The sequence below is a fragment of the Herbaspirillum sp. CF444 genome (assembly GCF_000282135.1).
Taxonomy (GTDB): Bacteria; Pseudomonadota; Gammaproteobacteria; order Burkholderiales; family Burkholderiaceae_D; genus Herbaspirillum.
This window is the reverse complement of record NZ_AKJW01000058.1, coordinates 227,157-242,616: the sequence shown is the minus strand read 5'-3', so window position 1 is coordinate 242,616 and position 15,460 is coordinate 227,157. Positions and strand designations below refer to the sequence as shown.

The following is a 15,460-nucleotide window of genomic DNA, read 5'->3' as shown; positions in this document are numbered from 1 at the left end:
CGTCAGTTCTCCCTTGCTGCAGTTTGCCGCTCAATGGAAGCCGGCATAAATTCAATGAGGTGCTGGCCTGGGCTGCATTGGCCTTCCAGGCGGATCAATGGCTTGGCAGTATCGCGCCCGGTGAGGTCGTAAGTCACAGCGCAGCTTTCGCTACTATGGTCGCCCCATCGAACGGCGAGTCGGCCTTTGGACTTGTCGCTGCGCAAGTAAGCCTGGCTTCCCTGCCCCACCATTCCCACAATACTGCCGGCTTCGTCCAGCACATCGGCACCCATCGGCACCGGGTTGCCGTCCGGCCGGATCAACTTGATAAGCATTGCATTACCTTGTCTGGTCTTGAAGCTCAGTTTCAGGCTTGCTCCGGCATAAGGCACCACGCTACGCTGCCCGTCGGTCAGTTCCACCTTACTGCTTATTCCCTCGGGCATCAGGCCGACCATATTGCGCCGGTAAGGCGACAAGGAAGGCACCAGCGCATATCCATTGCCATCGATCACGGCACCTTGACCGTTGTAGACTTTGGCTCCCTCGGCACCCTTGGCTTCGATCAGAGCAAAGGTATCACCCAGGTACGGTCCGAACGTAATACCTCCGGTATGTACCGCAATGGCGCCACGAGCATTGGCAGAGGTCTGCCAATAGCCAGGGCCATGGCTGGCATTGACACTCACGGCGGCATTGGCGAACCGGGCGCCTGCATTGGCATTAATGCTGTCCTGACCACCGCCTGAAGCATGATTAACGCCGACGCCATAATTCACATGGCGCTCACCGTCAGACATTCCCGAAAGCTGCGTCTGAAGCATGTTTTCCTTGCCCGATCGGGTAAACGAAGTACTGACTGTCGGCCGATTCCCTGCGGGGACGCCCAAAGGAATCGACATCGATACCATCAGCGAAGAGCCACGGGTTGGCGCAACTGTTTGCGTCCACATTGAAGTATCGCTGGTAGTCTGCTGGCGCTGAAATGCAATGTTCAGACTTATCGCATTGTTGAAGACGGTCGAATAACCCAGTTGCAATTGCGTCAACCGACTGCGGCTGTCGTAGAAGTTCTGCGTCAGACCCGACAGATAAATGGCGCCCCTACTGCCCAACTGCTGGCTCAGCGACACATCGAGACGCGAGCGTTGCTTATAGGTCGTAGAAATAACGGCATCCCTGGCATTATTTTGACGTTCGTTCTGTACGTCCGATAGCTCACGGTATCCGGCCGTCGAATAGCGATAGCTCGCAATCGAGAAGGTGGTGCCCGTTTGTGCAAAACTATGCGAATAGGACAAACCGGACATCCATCCGGAGCTCCGCCATCCGGCTCCGATTTCGGCTCGCGAATAATTCAGATTCATACCTAGCGCGCCGATTTTTCCGGCCCAGACGCCGCCCAAGGCGACCGACTGGTAGCCGCGTGCCAAACGCAGGCCCGTATTAACCGTAAGCGAATTGCTCACGCCCAACTGATAAATGACATCCGCGAACATGTCCTTGGCATCGCTGTCACGCGTGCGCCCCAACGTCAGGCTGTAGTGCGACATCCCGGGGCGCATCGACTCCGGCACCGACGAAAAAGGCACACTGAACTGCACCCTCGATCCATCGGCCTCGATCACAGTGACATCCAGATCACCGTTGTAGCTGGTGGGATTCAGGTCGTCGATCACAAACGATCCCGCCGCCACCGTAGTGCGATAGATCTCCCGGCCCTTTTGCGCCACGATTACTTGCGCATTGCTGCGAGCAGTCCCGCGAATGACAGGGGCATAGCCGCGCAATGAATCCGGCAGCATGCGTGGGTCCGAACTGAGCTCGATCCCCTGATAACCCATACCGGAAAAGAAGTTGCCTGACGTGAAATTTTCGCCCAGCGTCAATTCGCTGCCCCATCTGGCGATGGCGCGCTTGGCATAGGTTCGGATGGGATTCCAAGCGAAGCCATGCTGCGCATCATAACGCATGCTGCCTTGCTGGCGCAGACGCCACAGCCCAAGGTTCAGCCCGCTGCTGGTCGAGACAAAGGTGGAACTGCTACTGCTGTTACCCAGGCGCGCATAGTACTGACTGGCGTTGTAGTTGACGAAGCCGATGGAGTTGCCAGCGTCGTACTGCTGCGGATCGATATAGCCACGCGCCTCGACATTGAGTAACGATTGTGGCACGCTGACGACCAACTTCAACGCAGAAAAATCCAGGGTCGCGGTAGCGCCGGAGGCCACCGTATCAATACGGCTGCACTCTTTATCATTGGCAGAGGACACGAGGTCTCGTCGCAGATCAATGACCGCCAAGTCTTGACGCGACAGGCACGCCGCCACCCCCAGACCTTCGAACACATCGAAACGAATGCTGCGGCGCTCCCGGAATACGCCATTGACGAACATATCCACCCGATAGGTGCCAGGTTCGATGTTGCCCACACGGTTGAAACGTGACAACGTCCCTTTATTGATTGGTGAAGCCATTTCCAACCCCTCTAAAAAACGGTATTCCGACACTTTTTTTTCTTGCGTGCTGCTGCCCGACTGAGTTGTTGCATGCGCACTGGTTGGCAGCGATACCGCCATAGTAGCTACCATCCATGCCAACCAGCCGGTGCTCGCGAACACCGCCTTATTGAACAACATACTCCTGCTCGACATCGCCACCGAAGTCATTGACGATTTTCAACTTCAGACGACGTTTTCCGCTGCCTGCCGGTGCTGGCGGAAGCACCCAACTGACTTCTTGACGGGGAGGAATCATGGTGGCTCGAGCGACCTCGATAGCATGCCCATCCATTTCAACCTCAGCACGCTGGACGACGACGTAGTAGCCGCTATCGTTGCGTGCAACCACTTTGCTGCCGGTGCTGGTTTTCTCCATGGAAAACGAGAGAGATTGGCGCGCGATACTGGCATCGGCATCGCTGGCCAGCCCCGGCGGACGATAAAAAACCTTCATGCGACTGCGCACGGTAAGTACCAGCTGGTTGAAATCGGCGGAAGTGTTCTTAAGCGCCGGAACCTGCACGAAATTAAGAAAGAACAGCGACTCCCTGTCGTCGGGCAGTGGGTCACCTACATACGACAACCTTACCAGTTGACCACTATTGGCCTCCATACGGAACACTGGCGGACTAACGATGAACTGTGGTTCGCCATTGTCCATGCCTGCTGCAGAATTACCACGATCCACCCATACCTGAACCAAGTTGGGATGATCGTCCGGATTGGTGAAACGCAGAGCCTGCTCGTTCACGCCACCCGAATAGACGACACGCGTTCCCAGCATCGTCACGCTGGCCAAAGCGCCAGTGCTTGCCATTGAAATTGCCAACATAAATACCCCGCAAATTAACCTTGTTTTTTTCACTTTATTTCCCTTTCTGCCTTATTTTTTTGCTCCTTAGTGAGCCCGCGACTGCTATTGCAAAGAAGCCACACCAATCCCTGGCGCGACAAATTGAATCGCCGTCTTAAGAAGGCGAAAGAAGTAAAAAAACCGACATAGAGGGGAACCTGTCAAGAATGCGCACAAATTAAATACGCGACGCCAGCAATGAAGTGATGGCTGCAGACAAGACCAATCCAAGAATTACTTCGGCCAAAAGGCCCTAAGCAGAATTACAGTAGCGAATGCGGCGTCACGACTACGGCAGATAAGCCGCTAACCCAGCCGTGACGCAGGTAGACCGTCGTATTAAAGGTAGTCCAATGCGTACTGCACGGAACCGATCACCGTTCCGACTCCCGCGGCACCGCCTTCAGAGATATAGCGCACGGCAAAGGTATACTCGGCAGCCACATCAGTTCCTTTTTTCAACACGAGCCCCTTCACCGAAGTAGGTGCGCCAGCCACCATTTTTACCGGATTTCCGCCGGTGCCTTCCAGCAATTGCAGCGCGACATTCTGGGCGGTTCCGACATTGGGAATGTTCCCACCCGAGGTCGCAGCGTTGACCAGGAACATGGTTTTGATGGCCACATCACTGGCGGCAGATGCCGCACAGCCATCGACTCTGACGGTAAATGGCGTCTCGCCGGTAATTGCACCTGCCGTGCTCAGAGAGGCCTTGGTCACCGTCGGAAGCAACACGACCGGATTAACCTCTCCATCGACAGATACCTGACAGGTCTGGCTGGCAACTTGCCCGCGGAACGTAATCGTATTGCCTGCGGCAAATACAAGAGACGGCGATGCAAGAGCCAGCATCACAAATATTTTCTTCATGGATTAAAACCTCGCTATAAAAGTGCGACCGGACGAAAAGAGGAGCAGATGGGTGGTCGCCACCCCCACACCGCATGAATAGAAGTATGAAGCGCCACGCCCCGGCCGAATATGGCGCGCGGCCCAATAATGCACAGGCCGCAGACCCAATACTTAATGGGCAATCGCCCATTTCCGTTCGTCAACATTTCTGAAGCCTTTCTGGCATTGGGTTTGTCGAGGAATGCCGCCGCTGAGCCATGAGAGGAGAGGCCTCGACGGCAAAAGAGAACCCAAAGGGAACTACCGAGGTTTCGCGGGCTTTGGCCACTTGCCCCCAGCCAATATCCTCATGAAGTTTTGGGATATTTAACCGGATCGGGCACGCAGAATTTCGGCAACCAAGCGCGCTTCAGAACGAAGTTGGCAACTTCGACAGATGCACGTCATGAACAACGAACAGCCGGGCTCGTTATAGAGCGCCGTCCTGGCGGCAAAACCTACGCTCTTGTGAAACAGCTTGCTTGTTGAAGAAATTGTCGATGCTCGTTCGGAGATCTATTTTTTGCCGGGCGCTTCTCCATGCCTGCATGTCATGTGACGCCATGGAGGTCTGGTCGTGAATCATCAACGTACCGAACACCTGTATCGAGAAGCAGGCTTGTCGTTGCGTGGAGATGCCGCAAGAAACAACCAATTGAGCCAGCACCGACTTGCACTCCTGCAATTTCATGATGCGTCCCAAAAGAACACGTCGTGCCGACCAAATCGGCGCACGCCCATCTCGGCGGGTGGATTGGCCCGGAAATCGGACCGGCATCAACATGGACGAAATCTTATTGAGGCAGTATTCCGTGCATGCAGAATTAGATTGCATGTATCATGAAACTCAAGGACAGTTAAGTTTGCAGCCCCTTATCCCGTAACTGCGAAATCGCCCATGCGACAGACTGAGTAAAGAGCGAGTCGGCATCAAAGCAACCAACTGCATTGAGTCCTGCACTGAAACACGATCTGGGGAGAACGAAATCGTGATCAAGACTGGCAATAAATTTCCGGCAAATTTACGCACGGCGGGCGTAGGCGGCATCGCGATGGCGGTATGTATTGCAATTGCCTTGATGGGGACGACCACTCAAACCCGGGCCGACACCTTTCGCATCGCTATGGTCAGCCATGCTCCCGATGGCGATCCATGGTGGAACGTCGTCAAGAACGGGATCAAGGACGCCGATGCCGATTTTGGCGTGAGTACCGACTATCTCAACGCCCCCCAGGGAGGCACCGGGGCCATGAAGCCGTTGCTGGAAAAACTCGCCGGCTATGACGCCGTCATCAGCACGCTGGCAGACTTCTCGATGACCGGTCCTGCTCTGCAAGGCATCAGTGGGCGCAGGGTCCCCCTGATCACCATTAACAACGGAACCGAGGAGGAATCCAAAGCAGTAGGAGCCTTCACCCATATCGGCCTGGACGATTACCGGGCCGGCATGCAGGTTGGCCGATTGGCAAAGGCGGCCGGTGTTCGTTCCCTGCTCTGCATCAGCCATCTTGACTCATCGTCTTCCGCGCTGGCGCGCTGCAACGGTTTTGCCGAGATGCTTGGTAACAGTGGAAATTGGGATCTGGTGAAAGTTGGAAAGGATCCGGTTGCAGCGCAAAACGAGATTGCACGAAAGTTGAGTAGCCCCCCTTATCCGGACGCGATTTTGGCGCTGGGACCGCTATCGGCCGAGCCGGCCATTCGCGCAATTGAAACCTCCGGCGCAACCAACAAGAAAATATTCTTTGTCACCTTCGACTATTCGCCCAAGGTCATTGACGCCATTCGCAAGGGAGTGGTACAGGTTGCTGTCGACCAACAGCCCTATCTGCAAGGTTATCTGCCGGTTGCCATTTTGGCGATCATGCTCAGGCAAGACACTCGCGCCGTGTTCAACATCAGAAAGACCCTCTATGAGAACGCGAGTTTCAGGCAACGCATTGAAAAATACAATCTCGTACCATCCTATACGCTACAAAAAATCAGTACCGAGGCGCCTCTGATTACAATCAAAAATGTTGACGCAGTGGCTCCTTACGCCGGGACCTATCGGTAATCCATAGTTACCGTTACGGTGGCTTTTATGCTTTTGATGAGTGCCCCAATAACCCTCGTAAACAACGAAAAAATCGATCTCAACGAACGGTACTGCGTTCCGAGCGGCCCATATGGTTTGCTATTGTTCTGCCGCTTTATCGTGACAGTCGCCAAAGTGGGCACTGCCCATCCAAGATTGGAAAGCCACGTTAACTCGGCTTACCATCCAGTCGGGTAAACGAATCTCCATGAATTAAACGAAAGCCCGTTTACACAAAAATTCGGACACGCCCATCGGCCAGAAACCAGGCGCAAAAAAAACGCTGTCTTGCCGTTTGATTCCATGGCATACGCCTGGGAATTGCCGGGCGGCCTCGTTCCGTCAGCGTGACGTCTATAGTCAGTAGATTTTTTCCATGCGGCAGATACGATCTAGCTGTTGCGCCATCTCGCCGACTGAATCACAAAAAACTTCCTCTCCTCGCGCTTCTTGTAGATCAATCTTGCGCAGTCTTGCCCAAGCCATTGCCGCGTGAGCAGCCTGGCTGCTCAGTATTTTGACTTGTCTTCGATACACGTTACTCCTGCTCAGAAACAACTGCGCAACACGCATACGTGGCTCGACAACTGAACGAGCTCGTTTGGCAGGACCAACTTTGGAGTGAAAGCTAAGAACCAGACCGTTTTGTATCTTGAGCGAAGCCCCCCATTCTTTAGAACGCGCAAGATCAGCTTCCATAAGACGACTGGTTCTCGCGATCCTTACTTCGACAGAAAATAATTTTTGACGATTGGGGTAAATACGAAAAATGCGTACGCCGCCAGTACGAAATACCCTTTTGGGGCGTTCCATCTTTCCATTGGAAAAATACATTGGCTACTACCTTAAGTCTTAAATTAACAGAGACATATCGCCGAAAAAAGAACCGATTTCTTTTTCAAAATGGCCTTCTGTCGCTTCTTGATATTCTGCAAACCATGGTCGAAAAGGAATATGGGCCTACGCCTAAATTCCCCCACTCCCTTGCCTGGTTTTGACTGTGACTCCCAGCTTCAAGCAGTCATAAAAATCGCCGTTTAATATGATCTGGACGGTAATTTTTATCTTCCGCATCGCGCAAGGCACCTGTTGCGCCGGTCGCGGCACCATGCTGGTAGCTCCACGCACAACTGAACCGGCCTTACCACTGCGCAGCTTCTTCGACAAGGTGGCGCCACGCGGTCCAAATTGCAAGTTTCCGGCACGGCCGCTGCTGGGATTCGGTCCTGTACGGTCCCCGAACGTAATCCGTGAAGAAAATACGGGATCGACAAACGGGACCAATTCTAGTTTTCTATCGGCGGAGACGCAGACGTATATAGAACCGTACTCACCGGTCCGACTGCCATATCAAAGGACTGGTCATTTTGTAGTGTGCAAGAGCCAGAGCAGATGCTCGCAACGACCTCCGGAGGCTTAATTTTTTTTCTTGTATTTTTCGACCAACGCCAATGCAATGGCCTCGGTCTGGGCGTCGGCATCTCCTCTTATATTCTGCGGCCGGAAATGCATCTGGAAGGCACTGATCACCTTGCGCGTTTCCTCATCCAGCACCCCTGTCTGCGGAACGGTATATCCATATTCCTCCAATGCAGCCTGAATATTGGCAACAGAGGCGGGCTCTAGCAGCAATCTGCCCGCCAGATATTTTTCCACGACCAGCTCATCCGGCCATGCGCCGATACCTTGCCTGGACAGCGCCTGCCATGGGAAGCGCGGACCGGGATCATACTTCCGTTGCGGCGCGATGTCGCTATGCGCGAGCACATTTTCGGGCGCGATCTGATAACGACTGATGATATCCAAAGCCAGTTTGCCGATTAAATCCATTTGCCCCGGTGCATAGTCATACCAACGTCTTTCTGCTCCTTCATCGGTATAGCCAGGATTGACGATTTCGATGCCGATGGAGGTATCGTTGAGGTTGCTGCGGTTCCCCCAATTGCTGACACCCGCATGCCAGGCGCGCTTCTCTTCCGCCACCATTTGCAGGGCGACAGGCTTGCCGTTATCGATGGCAGGAACGGTAGGCGCCAGATAATGGGCGCTGACATTGGGTCCAGTCAGGACATCAATGGATTTCTGATCGTCAAGCGCGGTGTAATGAAAGACGAGGAAGCGTATCCTTTCATTTTGCGCCACAGCGGGATGCGTTTGGTCTGCTTTGTAGTCACCGCGATCGATAGGAAAAGGTGTCACGGCGCATCCGCTTATCAACAAGATCAATGTCAAAAAAATGAATTTCATCACGCGTCCAATGTTGGGTTTGTCGTAATGAGCAGCTTATAAAGCCGACAGTAAGGCGGATATAGGCTCGTACCCAAGTTGCCATGGGCCATTCACTCTACTTTCAGGAGTCGGATAGACAATCAGGTGCGGGCAATTGAGCGCTCTGCGGCAACGTCTTTCTTGGTTGCTGAAACCTCAGTCACATAACGCTTATGTCGAAACTTGGAAAGGACATGAGGATTGCGGTGTAGCTTTTCCAACGCGTCACTTTGAAAAATTGCTGGTGCATCGACGTGCAGCCCTGATCAACCAGATCAGAGGCTTACTCGGTGAACGAGGCGTGATCATTGCGCAGACACCTGCAGCGCTCAAACATGCAATCCGCGGTGCGTGCCGGCCAGGGGCCACTCGCCCGGAATGACCCACCCGACATCGTCGGCCGTCAACGCCAGCACACCTCGCAGATCGCCACAGCCCGTTGCTGCAAATAGTTCCTTCACGATGAGCACGTTCCCTTGCGTGCTCATCGCGCCAATCGCGCCAATCCGATATCGACGTGCATGGCGATATCGAACGTGCCAGCTCCGTTTTTTGCCAGGCCGATCATCAAGAGGCCAAGCGATTCGAGCGTCCGGGCCATGTGCAAGGCGCCAATATCCAAAGGCCGCAGGCCGAGACTCCCGAGGAAAGTCGCAACGCGGGCCTTGGCTTCTGCATCGTCGCCTGCGATGAACGCGTCGAGCCGACCACCCTTGGCAAGCACGGGGCCGAAGAGAGTGTTGAACGCTTTCACGACATGCGCACCGGCGGGGAGACCTCTGGCAGTCTCCTGCGCACCGGAACTGCCGCTGGGGGTCACCAGACCCGAGAGATCGGGGGTGACCGGGTTGGTGATGTCGATGATTACCTTGCCGCCCAGCGCCGCCCCGAAATCGGCCACCACCGACGCCGCACTGCCGTATGGCACGGCGAGGATGACGATGTCGCCCGTTGGTGCGACGCCGTACGTCCCGGTGGTCGCGCCAGCGCCAAGCTTGTCGGCAAACGCCTGCACCTTGGACTCGTCGCGGCCGATCACCTCGACTGTGTGACCAGCCGTGATGGTACGGCCCGCGATTGCCGCGGCCATGCCGCCGGCGCCGATGATGCTGATGGGAGTGCTCATATTGTTTCCTCGTCAGTTAGCAGGTTGTTCGTCACGTATTACCGGGGCGATGCCCCGGTAATACGGCGCGGGTCAGGCGGCAGGGAAATAGTGGCCGTTGTCCATATCGGCGAACAGGCCGGGCTGAGTGGGTTCCCAGCCCAGGGCCTGGCGGGTGATGAGGTTCGACGCCGGGAGATCGAGCGTGACCAGGTTTGCCAGGAAGCCAAAGTAGCCCGGCAGCATCAGCACATCCGCGGGTATGCTCACGGCCGGCACACCCAGGCGGCTGCCAATGGCCTCGGCGATGGCGCGGAACGGGATGCCTTCACTTTCGACCCCGTGCCAATATTTGCCAGCCAGCCCCTTCTCCAGCGCCAGGCGGAACAAGGTGGCGAGGTCACGGGCGTGCACGGCCGGCCACAGGTTCACGCCTTCTCCCGGATAGCCGATGACGCCTTTTTCCTTCGCCAGCCCGATCAACAATGGAAGGAAGCCGACGTCGGTCGTGCTGTGCGCGATCGTAGGAATCCGCACGATCGACGACCGCACGCCCCGCTCTGCGAGGCCGATGACGGCGAGCTCTACCGCGTTACGAACCCGCAGGGTCCCCTTGTACGCATCGCCGCCGGGAAGTGACGGGTCTTCCTCGGTGGCTGGTCGGCCCAGCTTTTCCCAACCGGGCGCGCCGATGCTCCCCGACACGACCAGCGGCTTGCCGCTTCCAGCCAGCGCCTCGCCGTATGCGAGCATGATCCGGAGTTCCGCTGCGGCCACGGCGTCGATCCCGCCGGAGGGAAGCAGGTCTTGCCTGTGCGCGACGTGAATGACACCGTCGGCGTCCGCCGCCGCTGCCTTGAGCTCTTCGAGGTCGGAAATATCCCCGCGCCGCACACTGGCGCCAAGTGCGGCCACCGCATCTGCGGCCTTGTCCGAGCGGGCCAGGCCGGTAACTTCATGTCCGGCCGCGACCAGTTCAGGGATGATGTACGAACCGATATGGCCGGTTCCTCCAGTAACGAAAACGCGCATGGTGCTGTTCCTTGTAAGTGATATGAGAAGGTGGTGTTACGGGTGGGCTGTGCCGGGAAGGCTGACCCCGATTGAGAAGTTGGTGTGCTTGATGGAGTGGGCGAGCAGGCCCAGCGACAGCAGGCAGACGTGCTCCAGCGTCTGCGCCATGGGCAGCAGCCCGATATCCAACGGGCGTAGTCCGAGGCTCTCGATGAACACGGCGACGCGTGCCTTCGCCTGCGCGTCGTTGCCCGCAATGAACACATCCAGCGGGCTACCCTGAAATGAACCGGCAGCCAGGACGTGGGAGAACAGTGTGTTGAATGCCTTGACGATCACCGCGTCGGCGGGGGCGACCCTGGCGATCTCCTGCGCGCCGAAACTGTCGCCAGGTGTCACAAAGCTCGCGAGGTCCGCGGCAACTGGGTTGGTGATATCGATCAGGAGCTTGCCTGCCAGCTTGTCACCGTATTGCTTCACCACGTCCAGAACGGCGGCGTATAGCACCGCCAGTACGACAATATCCCCGGCCGGGTCGGCGCCGAATGTACCTGTCGTCGCACCGGTGCCGACCTGCTCGGCCAGCACCCGCGCCTTGGCTGCATCGCGGTTAATCACCTCGACGCTGTGTCCGGCCTTGGCGGCAAGGCCGGCGATCGCTGCGGCCATGGCCCCCGCGCCGATGATACTGATCGTGCTCATCTATTTCCTTAGCGTGAACGGCGCGATCTGGTGACCGCGCTCAACATGCAGGTCATGCTATTCACTTCACTTGTAAAAAGCAAGTGAAATACTGAAATTTACTTGCAATGCGCAAGTAATGTTAAAATCCGGTCATGAAAACGACGAGTAAAGAAGACCTTCGGTCCCATTGCGCGGTGAACTACGGCGTGGAGATGTTCGGCGACCGGTGGTCGTTGTTGATCATTCGCGACATCGTTTTTGCTGGCAAGAAGACGTATGGCGCGTTCTTGAAATCGGAAGAGGGAATCGCGACCAATGTTCTTGCTTCCCGCCTGGCGTTTCTAGAAGAGCAAGGAATTTTGTCGCGGGCGCCCAACCCCGATGACGGGCGCAAGGACTTCTACACGCTGACCGAGAAGGGGCTGGACCTTATTCCCATCATGCTGAACATCGTCCTGTGGAGCGCGCAGCACGATGCGAAATCGTACGTGCGGAGCCAAAAGAAATTCATTGCGCGAATCAGGAAGCATCCCCTGCAAGTGAGCGAAGAGGTGAAGGCGCTGGTTCGCAATGGCGGATGTATATTTCCGGACGCTGACGTGTGAGCAAGACGGCAAGCGTGCCGGCACCTGAAGCTGACGTAGAAAAATAAGAAAACCCTGTATCCGGGCTTTCTTGTTTCAGTTTTACGGATTTGTGCGAAAGTCTACTTGCACGGATGCTCGACAAGGTTATGCAGCACTAAAGGCCCGGGGATGTGCAGCAGGCGGCCCCCTTCGTCGATGCGTCCTACGAAAATGGGAGAGAATCCTAGTTGGACGGCCAATAATCTGATCGACTCGGCGGCCGTATCTTCGTTACTTGCCAAGAACACGACACGTTTGCCGCCGTCTTGGGATGGATCCCTTGCCAGTACCGCCGCAGGGAGCTGGTTGAAGGCCTTGACAACTGAGGCGCCAGGCAGCAAGCCGGCAACAATCTCTGTAGAAAGACGTCCAGCCGACACTTCAGGAGGCACTCCGTGGGCATTCGTTTGATCGACAACGATCTTGCCAGCCCAATTCGGAAGCGCCGCAGCAAGCGTTTCAACGGCCGTGAAAGGAACCGCAAGAAACACAACGTCGGCGGCAAGTGCCTCTTCCAACGTTTTGGCCGAGACCATGTCTCCGAATTTCTTGGTCAGGTCCTGTAAAGAGTCCGGTCCTCGTGTGTTGGCGATCGACACCGGGATTCCGGCGCGTGCGAATTGTCCGGCGATGGCCGATCCTACATTGCCGGAACCAATGATGGCGTAGGTCATTCGGGCGTTCCTCTATCAGTGGCCGGTTGAGTTGGCGGAGAGTTTCAGAGTGGCGACTTGCGTCAGCGCGGCGTCAACGCTCTTCCGAGCGTCCTCCGGGCTGAAGCTCTGAGCCTCGACGCGAATTGTCTCGAAGTCGGATAAACCGATAAAACCCAGAATCTGCTTGAGATATGGCACCAACATATCGTTTGCTGCCATCGGTCCGCTCGAATAGATCCCTCCGCTGGCAGCGACAATGAAAACCTTCTTGCCGGTGATCAGGCCGCGTGGGCCTTCGTGCGAAGGGATCATGGTGACGCCTGGCCACACGATATAGTCAATCCAGGTTTTGAGGGTTGAGGATGGTCCGAAATTGATCATGCTCGCAGCGATCACGACGATATCGGCAGCCTTCAATTCAGCAACCAGCGTCTCGGCCAAGCCGACTGCTTCAATTTGAGCAGGCGTTCTCTCTGCGACGGGTACAAAGCGGCCGATTGCGTACGCTGGATCGATATGCGGCAACGAGTCGACTGCGAGATCGCGAACCGTGATGGCGGCGCTCAACTCGGACGCAAGCCGATTCGAGAGTGCCGTTGCAACTTTGGTTGACAGCGACGCGTCGCGTCGCGGACTGGAGAGGAGCATCAATACGTTTGTCATTGGGGAGGTCCTTGTCATGGCGTTGAATGGTGATCGCTCGATGCATTGGCGGGTTCAGTGCCATGGCAGCGATGTTCAAGGCGACTTTAACGGACAATCAGCGACGAAAAAACTATCTAAATGTAGTTCAACTCTGCCTATAATTTAGAACATGTATGCACTGACTCTTGACCAGATCCAGATATTCCTCGCAGTAGTCGACGAAGGCAGTTTCACGAAGGCCGCAAAGAAGCTTAATCGCGCCCGTTCTGCGGTAACTTATGGAATTCAGAATCTGGAGTCCCAGATAGATCTGCTGCTGTTTGATCGAACGGCATATCGTCCAACCTTGACCGAGGAAGGCAAGGCCCTGCTGGTGCGGGCTCGCCGTATTGCAGATGAAGCCAATTCATTCCGCGACTCCGCGCGTAGCCTTGCCAGCGGGCTTGAAGCCGAACTGACGATTGTTCTGGATTCCATGTTTCCAATGCCGCCAGTCGTCAAAGCGTTAACGGCCTTCAGAGAGAGATTCCCGACCGTTCCACCGCGCGTTTATGTACAGCCGTTAGGCGCTGCCGTTGAATTATTGCTTGATGGCACCGGGATGATCGGATTGCTGCAATCACAATTTACCGACATGACCGTCTTGAAGCGTTTTCACATGCTCACTGTCGACTTGCTCCCGGTTGTAGCGCCGCACCATCCATTGGCAGTATTTAACGGGCCCATCGAATCACATATTTTGCAGCAGTATGTTCAGTTGGTATTGACAGACCTCTCCTCGATGACAGCTGGACGTGATTACAGCGTGTTATCCAGTCAGACGTGGCGGCTTGCGGATCTGGGTGCGAAACATTCGATGCTGTTAGCCGGACTCGGATGGGGAAGCATGCCGGCGCATCTTGTTGAGGATGATATTGCACGAGGACGGTTAAAGATTCTTCGGCTTGTTGAGTTCGATGTACGAATTGCCAAGCTTGCCATGGGCGGCGCATATCGCGCGGATCAGCAGCTAGGTCCGGCCGGGCAATGGATGATTGAGTACTTGTCAGGATCGGTCTAGCATCAGCTCCCGATCCAGGCTGCGCTGGTGTAGGAGTCAAGAGAGCAGAAAGGCATGCACCAATCAAATTTCACATACCTGAAGGTCGGCAATCGGCCAGAAGCGGTCGTCTATTTTTAGAAATCTCAGAAGGCTTAAGACTCAATGATTAGTAGTGCTCAATTGGCTGCTCAGGTAATGAAAGTGAATCATGCCGGAGAGCACGGCGCGATAAACATCTATGCAGCTCAGATTCTCATGGCACGATTTACCGCGAAGTCTTTGCTTCCTGAGTTGCAAGCTTTCAAGGCAGATGAAGAACGTCACAGGAATATCTTCCTTGCCGAACTTAACCGTCGTGGTTTAGCGCGATGCAGAAGTTACTGGTTATGCGCAGTGGGCGGATACATTCTGGGGCTCGGAACGGGATTGCTGGGAGCGAGAGCAATATCTATTACAACGGTCGCCGTGGAGCGCGTCGTGCTGAAGCATTTACGGCATCAAATGGAGTTTCTGGCCGATGATACTCATGCGACTACGGCAATCTCTTCCATCATAGAGGAGGAGCAAGAGCATCATGACAAAGCAGATATCCATCGTAATACCAACAGTGTTTTTGAGGCAGTGTTAAGCACCGCTGTGTCCAGCGCCACAGAGTCTGTTATCTGGTTAGGCATGCGTATTTAATTATCAATTCTTGTCCGCAAACGGCCAGAAGCGGACGAGATCAAAAAAATAGCCTGATTAGTTTGGGTTATTTTTTTGCGAGTAAAAATCATCCAGTTTTAGTGACTGCATAAAATCACCAAAAACAGGCCGCTCCGCAAAAAAATGCATTGCGGAGCAAAATAAAAAGGCCCACCGAGCGGTGGGCCTTTTAAATACTGCTGCTGGCTGCAGGACTTGAACCCGCCACCCCCTGATTACAAGTCCGACGTAGAAATCATAAAAATCAATAACTTAGGTTATTTTCTGCTTCGCAATAAGGATTTATAGCCGGTCGCAAAGGCTAATTACATTCGGCTCAATTGCGAATTGCGAAGCGGAATCTCCAGTTCTTAATGCGAATACGGGGCTGTTCCTGATAAAGTTGCGCGACAAACATAGCGCCGACGTCC

At 55.1% G+C, this 15,460-nt stretch carries 15 protein-coding genes and 1 pseudogene; 5 read left to right on the top strand and 11 right to left on the bottom strand.

The annotated features are described in order from the left end of the window. Positions 1-2: 2 nt before the first annotated feature. The 4 genes from PMI16_RS11690 to PMI16_RS11675 all read right to left on the bottom strand — a co-directional run bounded on the left by PMI16_RS11690 (position 3) and on the right by PMI16_RS11675 (position 4,918). A complete protein-coding gene (locus PMI16_RS11690; protein WP_007879701.1) occupies positions 3-2,621 on the bottom strand; it encodes a fimbria/pilus outer membrane usher protein in 2,619 nt (872 codons plus the stop codon). Then, on the bottom strand, positions 2,608-3,348 hold the full coding sequence (locus PMI16_RS11685; protein WP_237719849.1) for a fimbrial biogenesis chaperone: 741 nt from the start codon (positions 3,346-3,348) through the stop codon (positions 2,608-2,610). Before PMI16_RS11685 ends, PMI16_RS11690 begins: the two co-directional genes overlap by 14 nt. A gap of 327 nt (positions 3,349-3,675) precedes the next feature. After that, a complete protein-coding gene (locus PMI16_RS11680; protein WP_007879692.1) occupies positions 3,676-4,206 on the bottom strand; it encodes a fimbrial protein in 531 nt (176 codons plus the stop codon). 451 nt (positions 4,207-4,657) lie between these two features. Continuing rightward, the gene (locus PMI16_RS11675) at positions 4,658-4,918 is read right to left on the bottom strand and encodes a hypothetical protein (RefSeq protein ID WP_034380041.1); all 261 of its coding nucleotides are present in this window, start codon (positions 4,916-4,918) and stop codon (positions 4,658-4,660) included. Positions 4,919-5,216: 298 nt separating this feature from the next. Between PMI16_RS11675 and PMI16_RS11670 the strand changes: the two genes are divergently transcribed. After that, positions 5,217-6,284 carry a substrate-binding domain-containing protein gene (locus tag PMI16_RS11670; protein ID WP_007879691.1) on the top strand — a complete coding sequence of 356 codons (1,068 nt, stop codon included), beginning with the start codon at positions 5,217-5,219 and terminating at the stop codon, positions 6,282-6,284. Positions 6,285-6,665: 381 nt separating this feature from the next. Here the strand turns inward: PMI16_RS11670 and PMI16_RS25885 are convergent, their stop codons facing one another. Beyond that, entirely contained in the window at positions 6,666-7,139 is a 474-nt protein-coding gene (locus PMI16_RS25885; RefSeq protein ID WP_157212607.1) for a hypothetical protein, read from the bottom strand. Positions 7,140-7,721: 582 nt separating this feature from the next. Then, complete coding sequence (locus tag PMI16_RS11660) at positions 7,722-8,552, bottom strand: N-acetylmuramoyl-L-alanine amidase (protein ID WP_007879689.1); 831 nt, start codon at positions 8,550-8,552, stop codon at positions 7,722-7,724. 256 nt (positions 8,553-8,808) lie between these two features. On the opposite strand from PMI16_RS11660, the pseudogene PMI16_RS26785 reads away from it, so the two are divergent. Then, a pseudogene (locus PMI16_RS26785) lies at positions 8,809-8,916 on the top strand (IS110 family transposase); the annotation flags it as partial. A 141-nt stretch (positions 8,917-9,057) separates the two neighbouring features. Here the strand turns inward: PMI16_RS26785 and PMI16_RS11655 are convergent. From PMI16_RS11655 to PMI16_RS11645, 3 genes are all read right to left on the bottom strand, one after another. Beyond that, a complete protein-coding gene (locus PMI16_RS11655) occupies positions 9,058-9,699 on the bottom strand; it encodes an NADPH-dependent F420 reductase (RefSeq protein ID WP_007879685.1) in 642 nt (213 codons plus the stop codon). Between the two features lie 72 nt (positions 9,700-9,771). Beyond that, a complete protein-coding gene (locus PMI16_RS11650; RefSeq protein WP_007879683.1) occupies positions 9,772-10,710 on the bottom strand; it encodes an SDR family oxidoreductase in 939 nt (312 codons plus the stop codon). Positions 10,711-10,746: 36 nt separating this feature from the next. Then, the gene (locus PMI16_RS11645; protein WP_007879681.1) at positions 10,747-11,394 is read right to left on the bottom strand and encodes an NADPH-dependent F420 reductase; all 648 of its coding nucleotides are present in this window, start codon (positions 11,392-11,394) and stop codon (positions 10,747-10,749) included. A 134-nt stretch (positions 11,395-11,528) separates the two neighbouring features. Between PMI16_RS11645 and PMI16_RS11640 the strand changes: the two genes are divergently transcribed. Continuing rightward, positions 11,529-11,981 (top strand): winged helix-turn-helix transcriptional regulator, encoded by a 453-nt coding sequence (locus tag PMI16_RS11640; protein ID WP_007879678.1) that lies wholly within the window; start codon positions 11,529-11,531, stop codon positions 11,979-11,981. A 101-nt stretch (positions 11,982-12,082) separates the two neighbouring features. Here the strand turns inward: PMI16_RS11640 and PMI16_RS11635 are convergent, their stop codons facing one another. Together PMI16_RS11635 and PMI16_RS11630 are read right to left on the bottom strand one after the other, a co-directional pair. Continuing rightward, a complete protein-coding gene (locus PMI16_RS11635; protein WP_007879677.1) occupies positions 12,083-12,676 on the bottom strand; it encodes an NADPH-dependent F420 reductase in 594 nt (197 codons plus the stop codon). 15 nt (positions 12,677-12,691) lie between these two features. Beyond that, entirely contained in the window at positions 12,692-13,321 is a 630-nt protein-coding gene (locus tag PMI16_RS11630; RefSeq protein ID WP_007879675.1) for an FMN-dependent NADH-azoreductase, read from the bottom strand. A gap of 151 nt (positions 13,322-13,472) precedes the next feature. On the opposite strand from PMI16_RS11630, the gene PMI16_RS11625 reads away from it, so the two are divergent. After that, positions 13,473-14,363 (top strand): LysR family transcriptional regulator, encoded by an 891-nt coding sequence (locus tag PMI16_RS11625; protein WP_007879674.1) that lies wholly within the window; start codon positions 13,473-13,475, stop codon positions 14,361-14,363. Positions 14,364-14,507: 144 nt separating this feature from the next. After that, positions 14,508-15,029 carry a demethoxyubiquinone hydroxylase family protein gene (locus tag PMI16_RS11620; protein ID WP_007879672.1) on the top strand — a complete coding sequence of 174 codons (522 nt, stop codon included), beginning with the start codon at positions 14,508-14,510 and terminating at the stop codon, positions 15,027-15,029. Positions 15,030-15,460 lie beyond the last annotated feature (431 nt).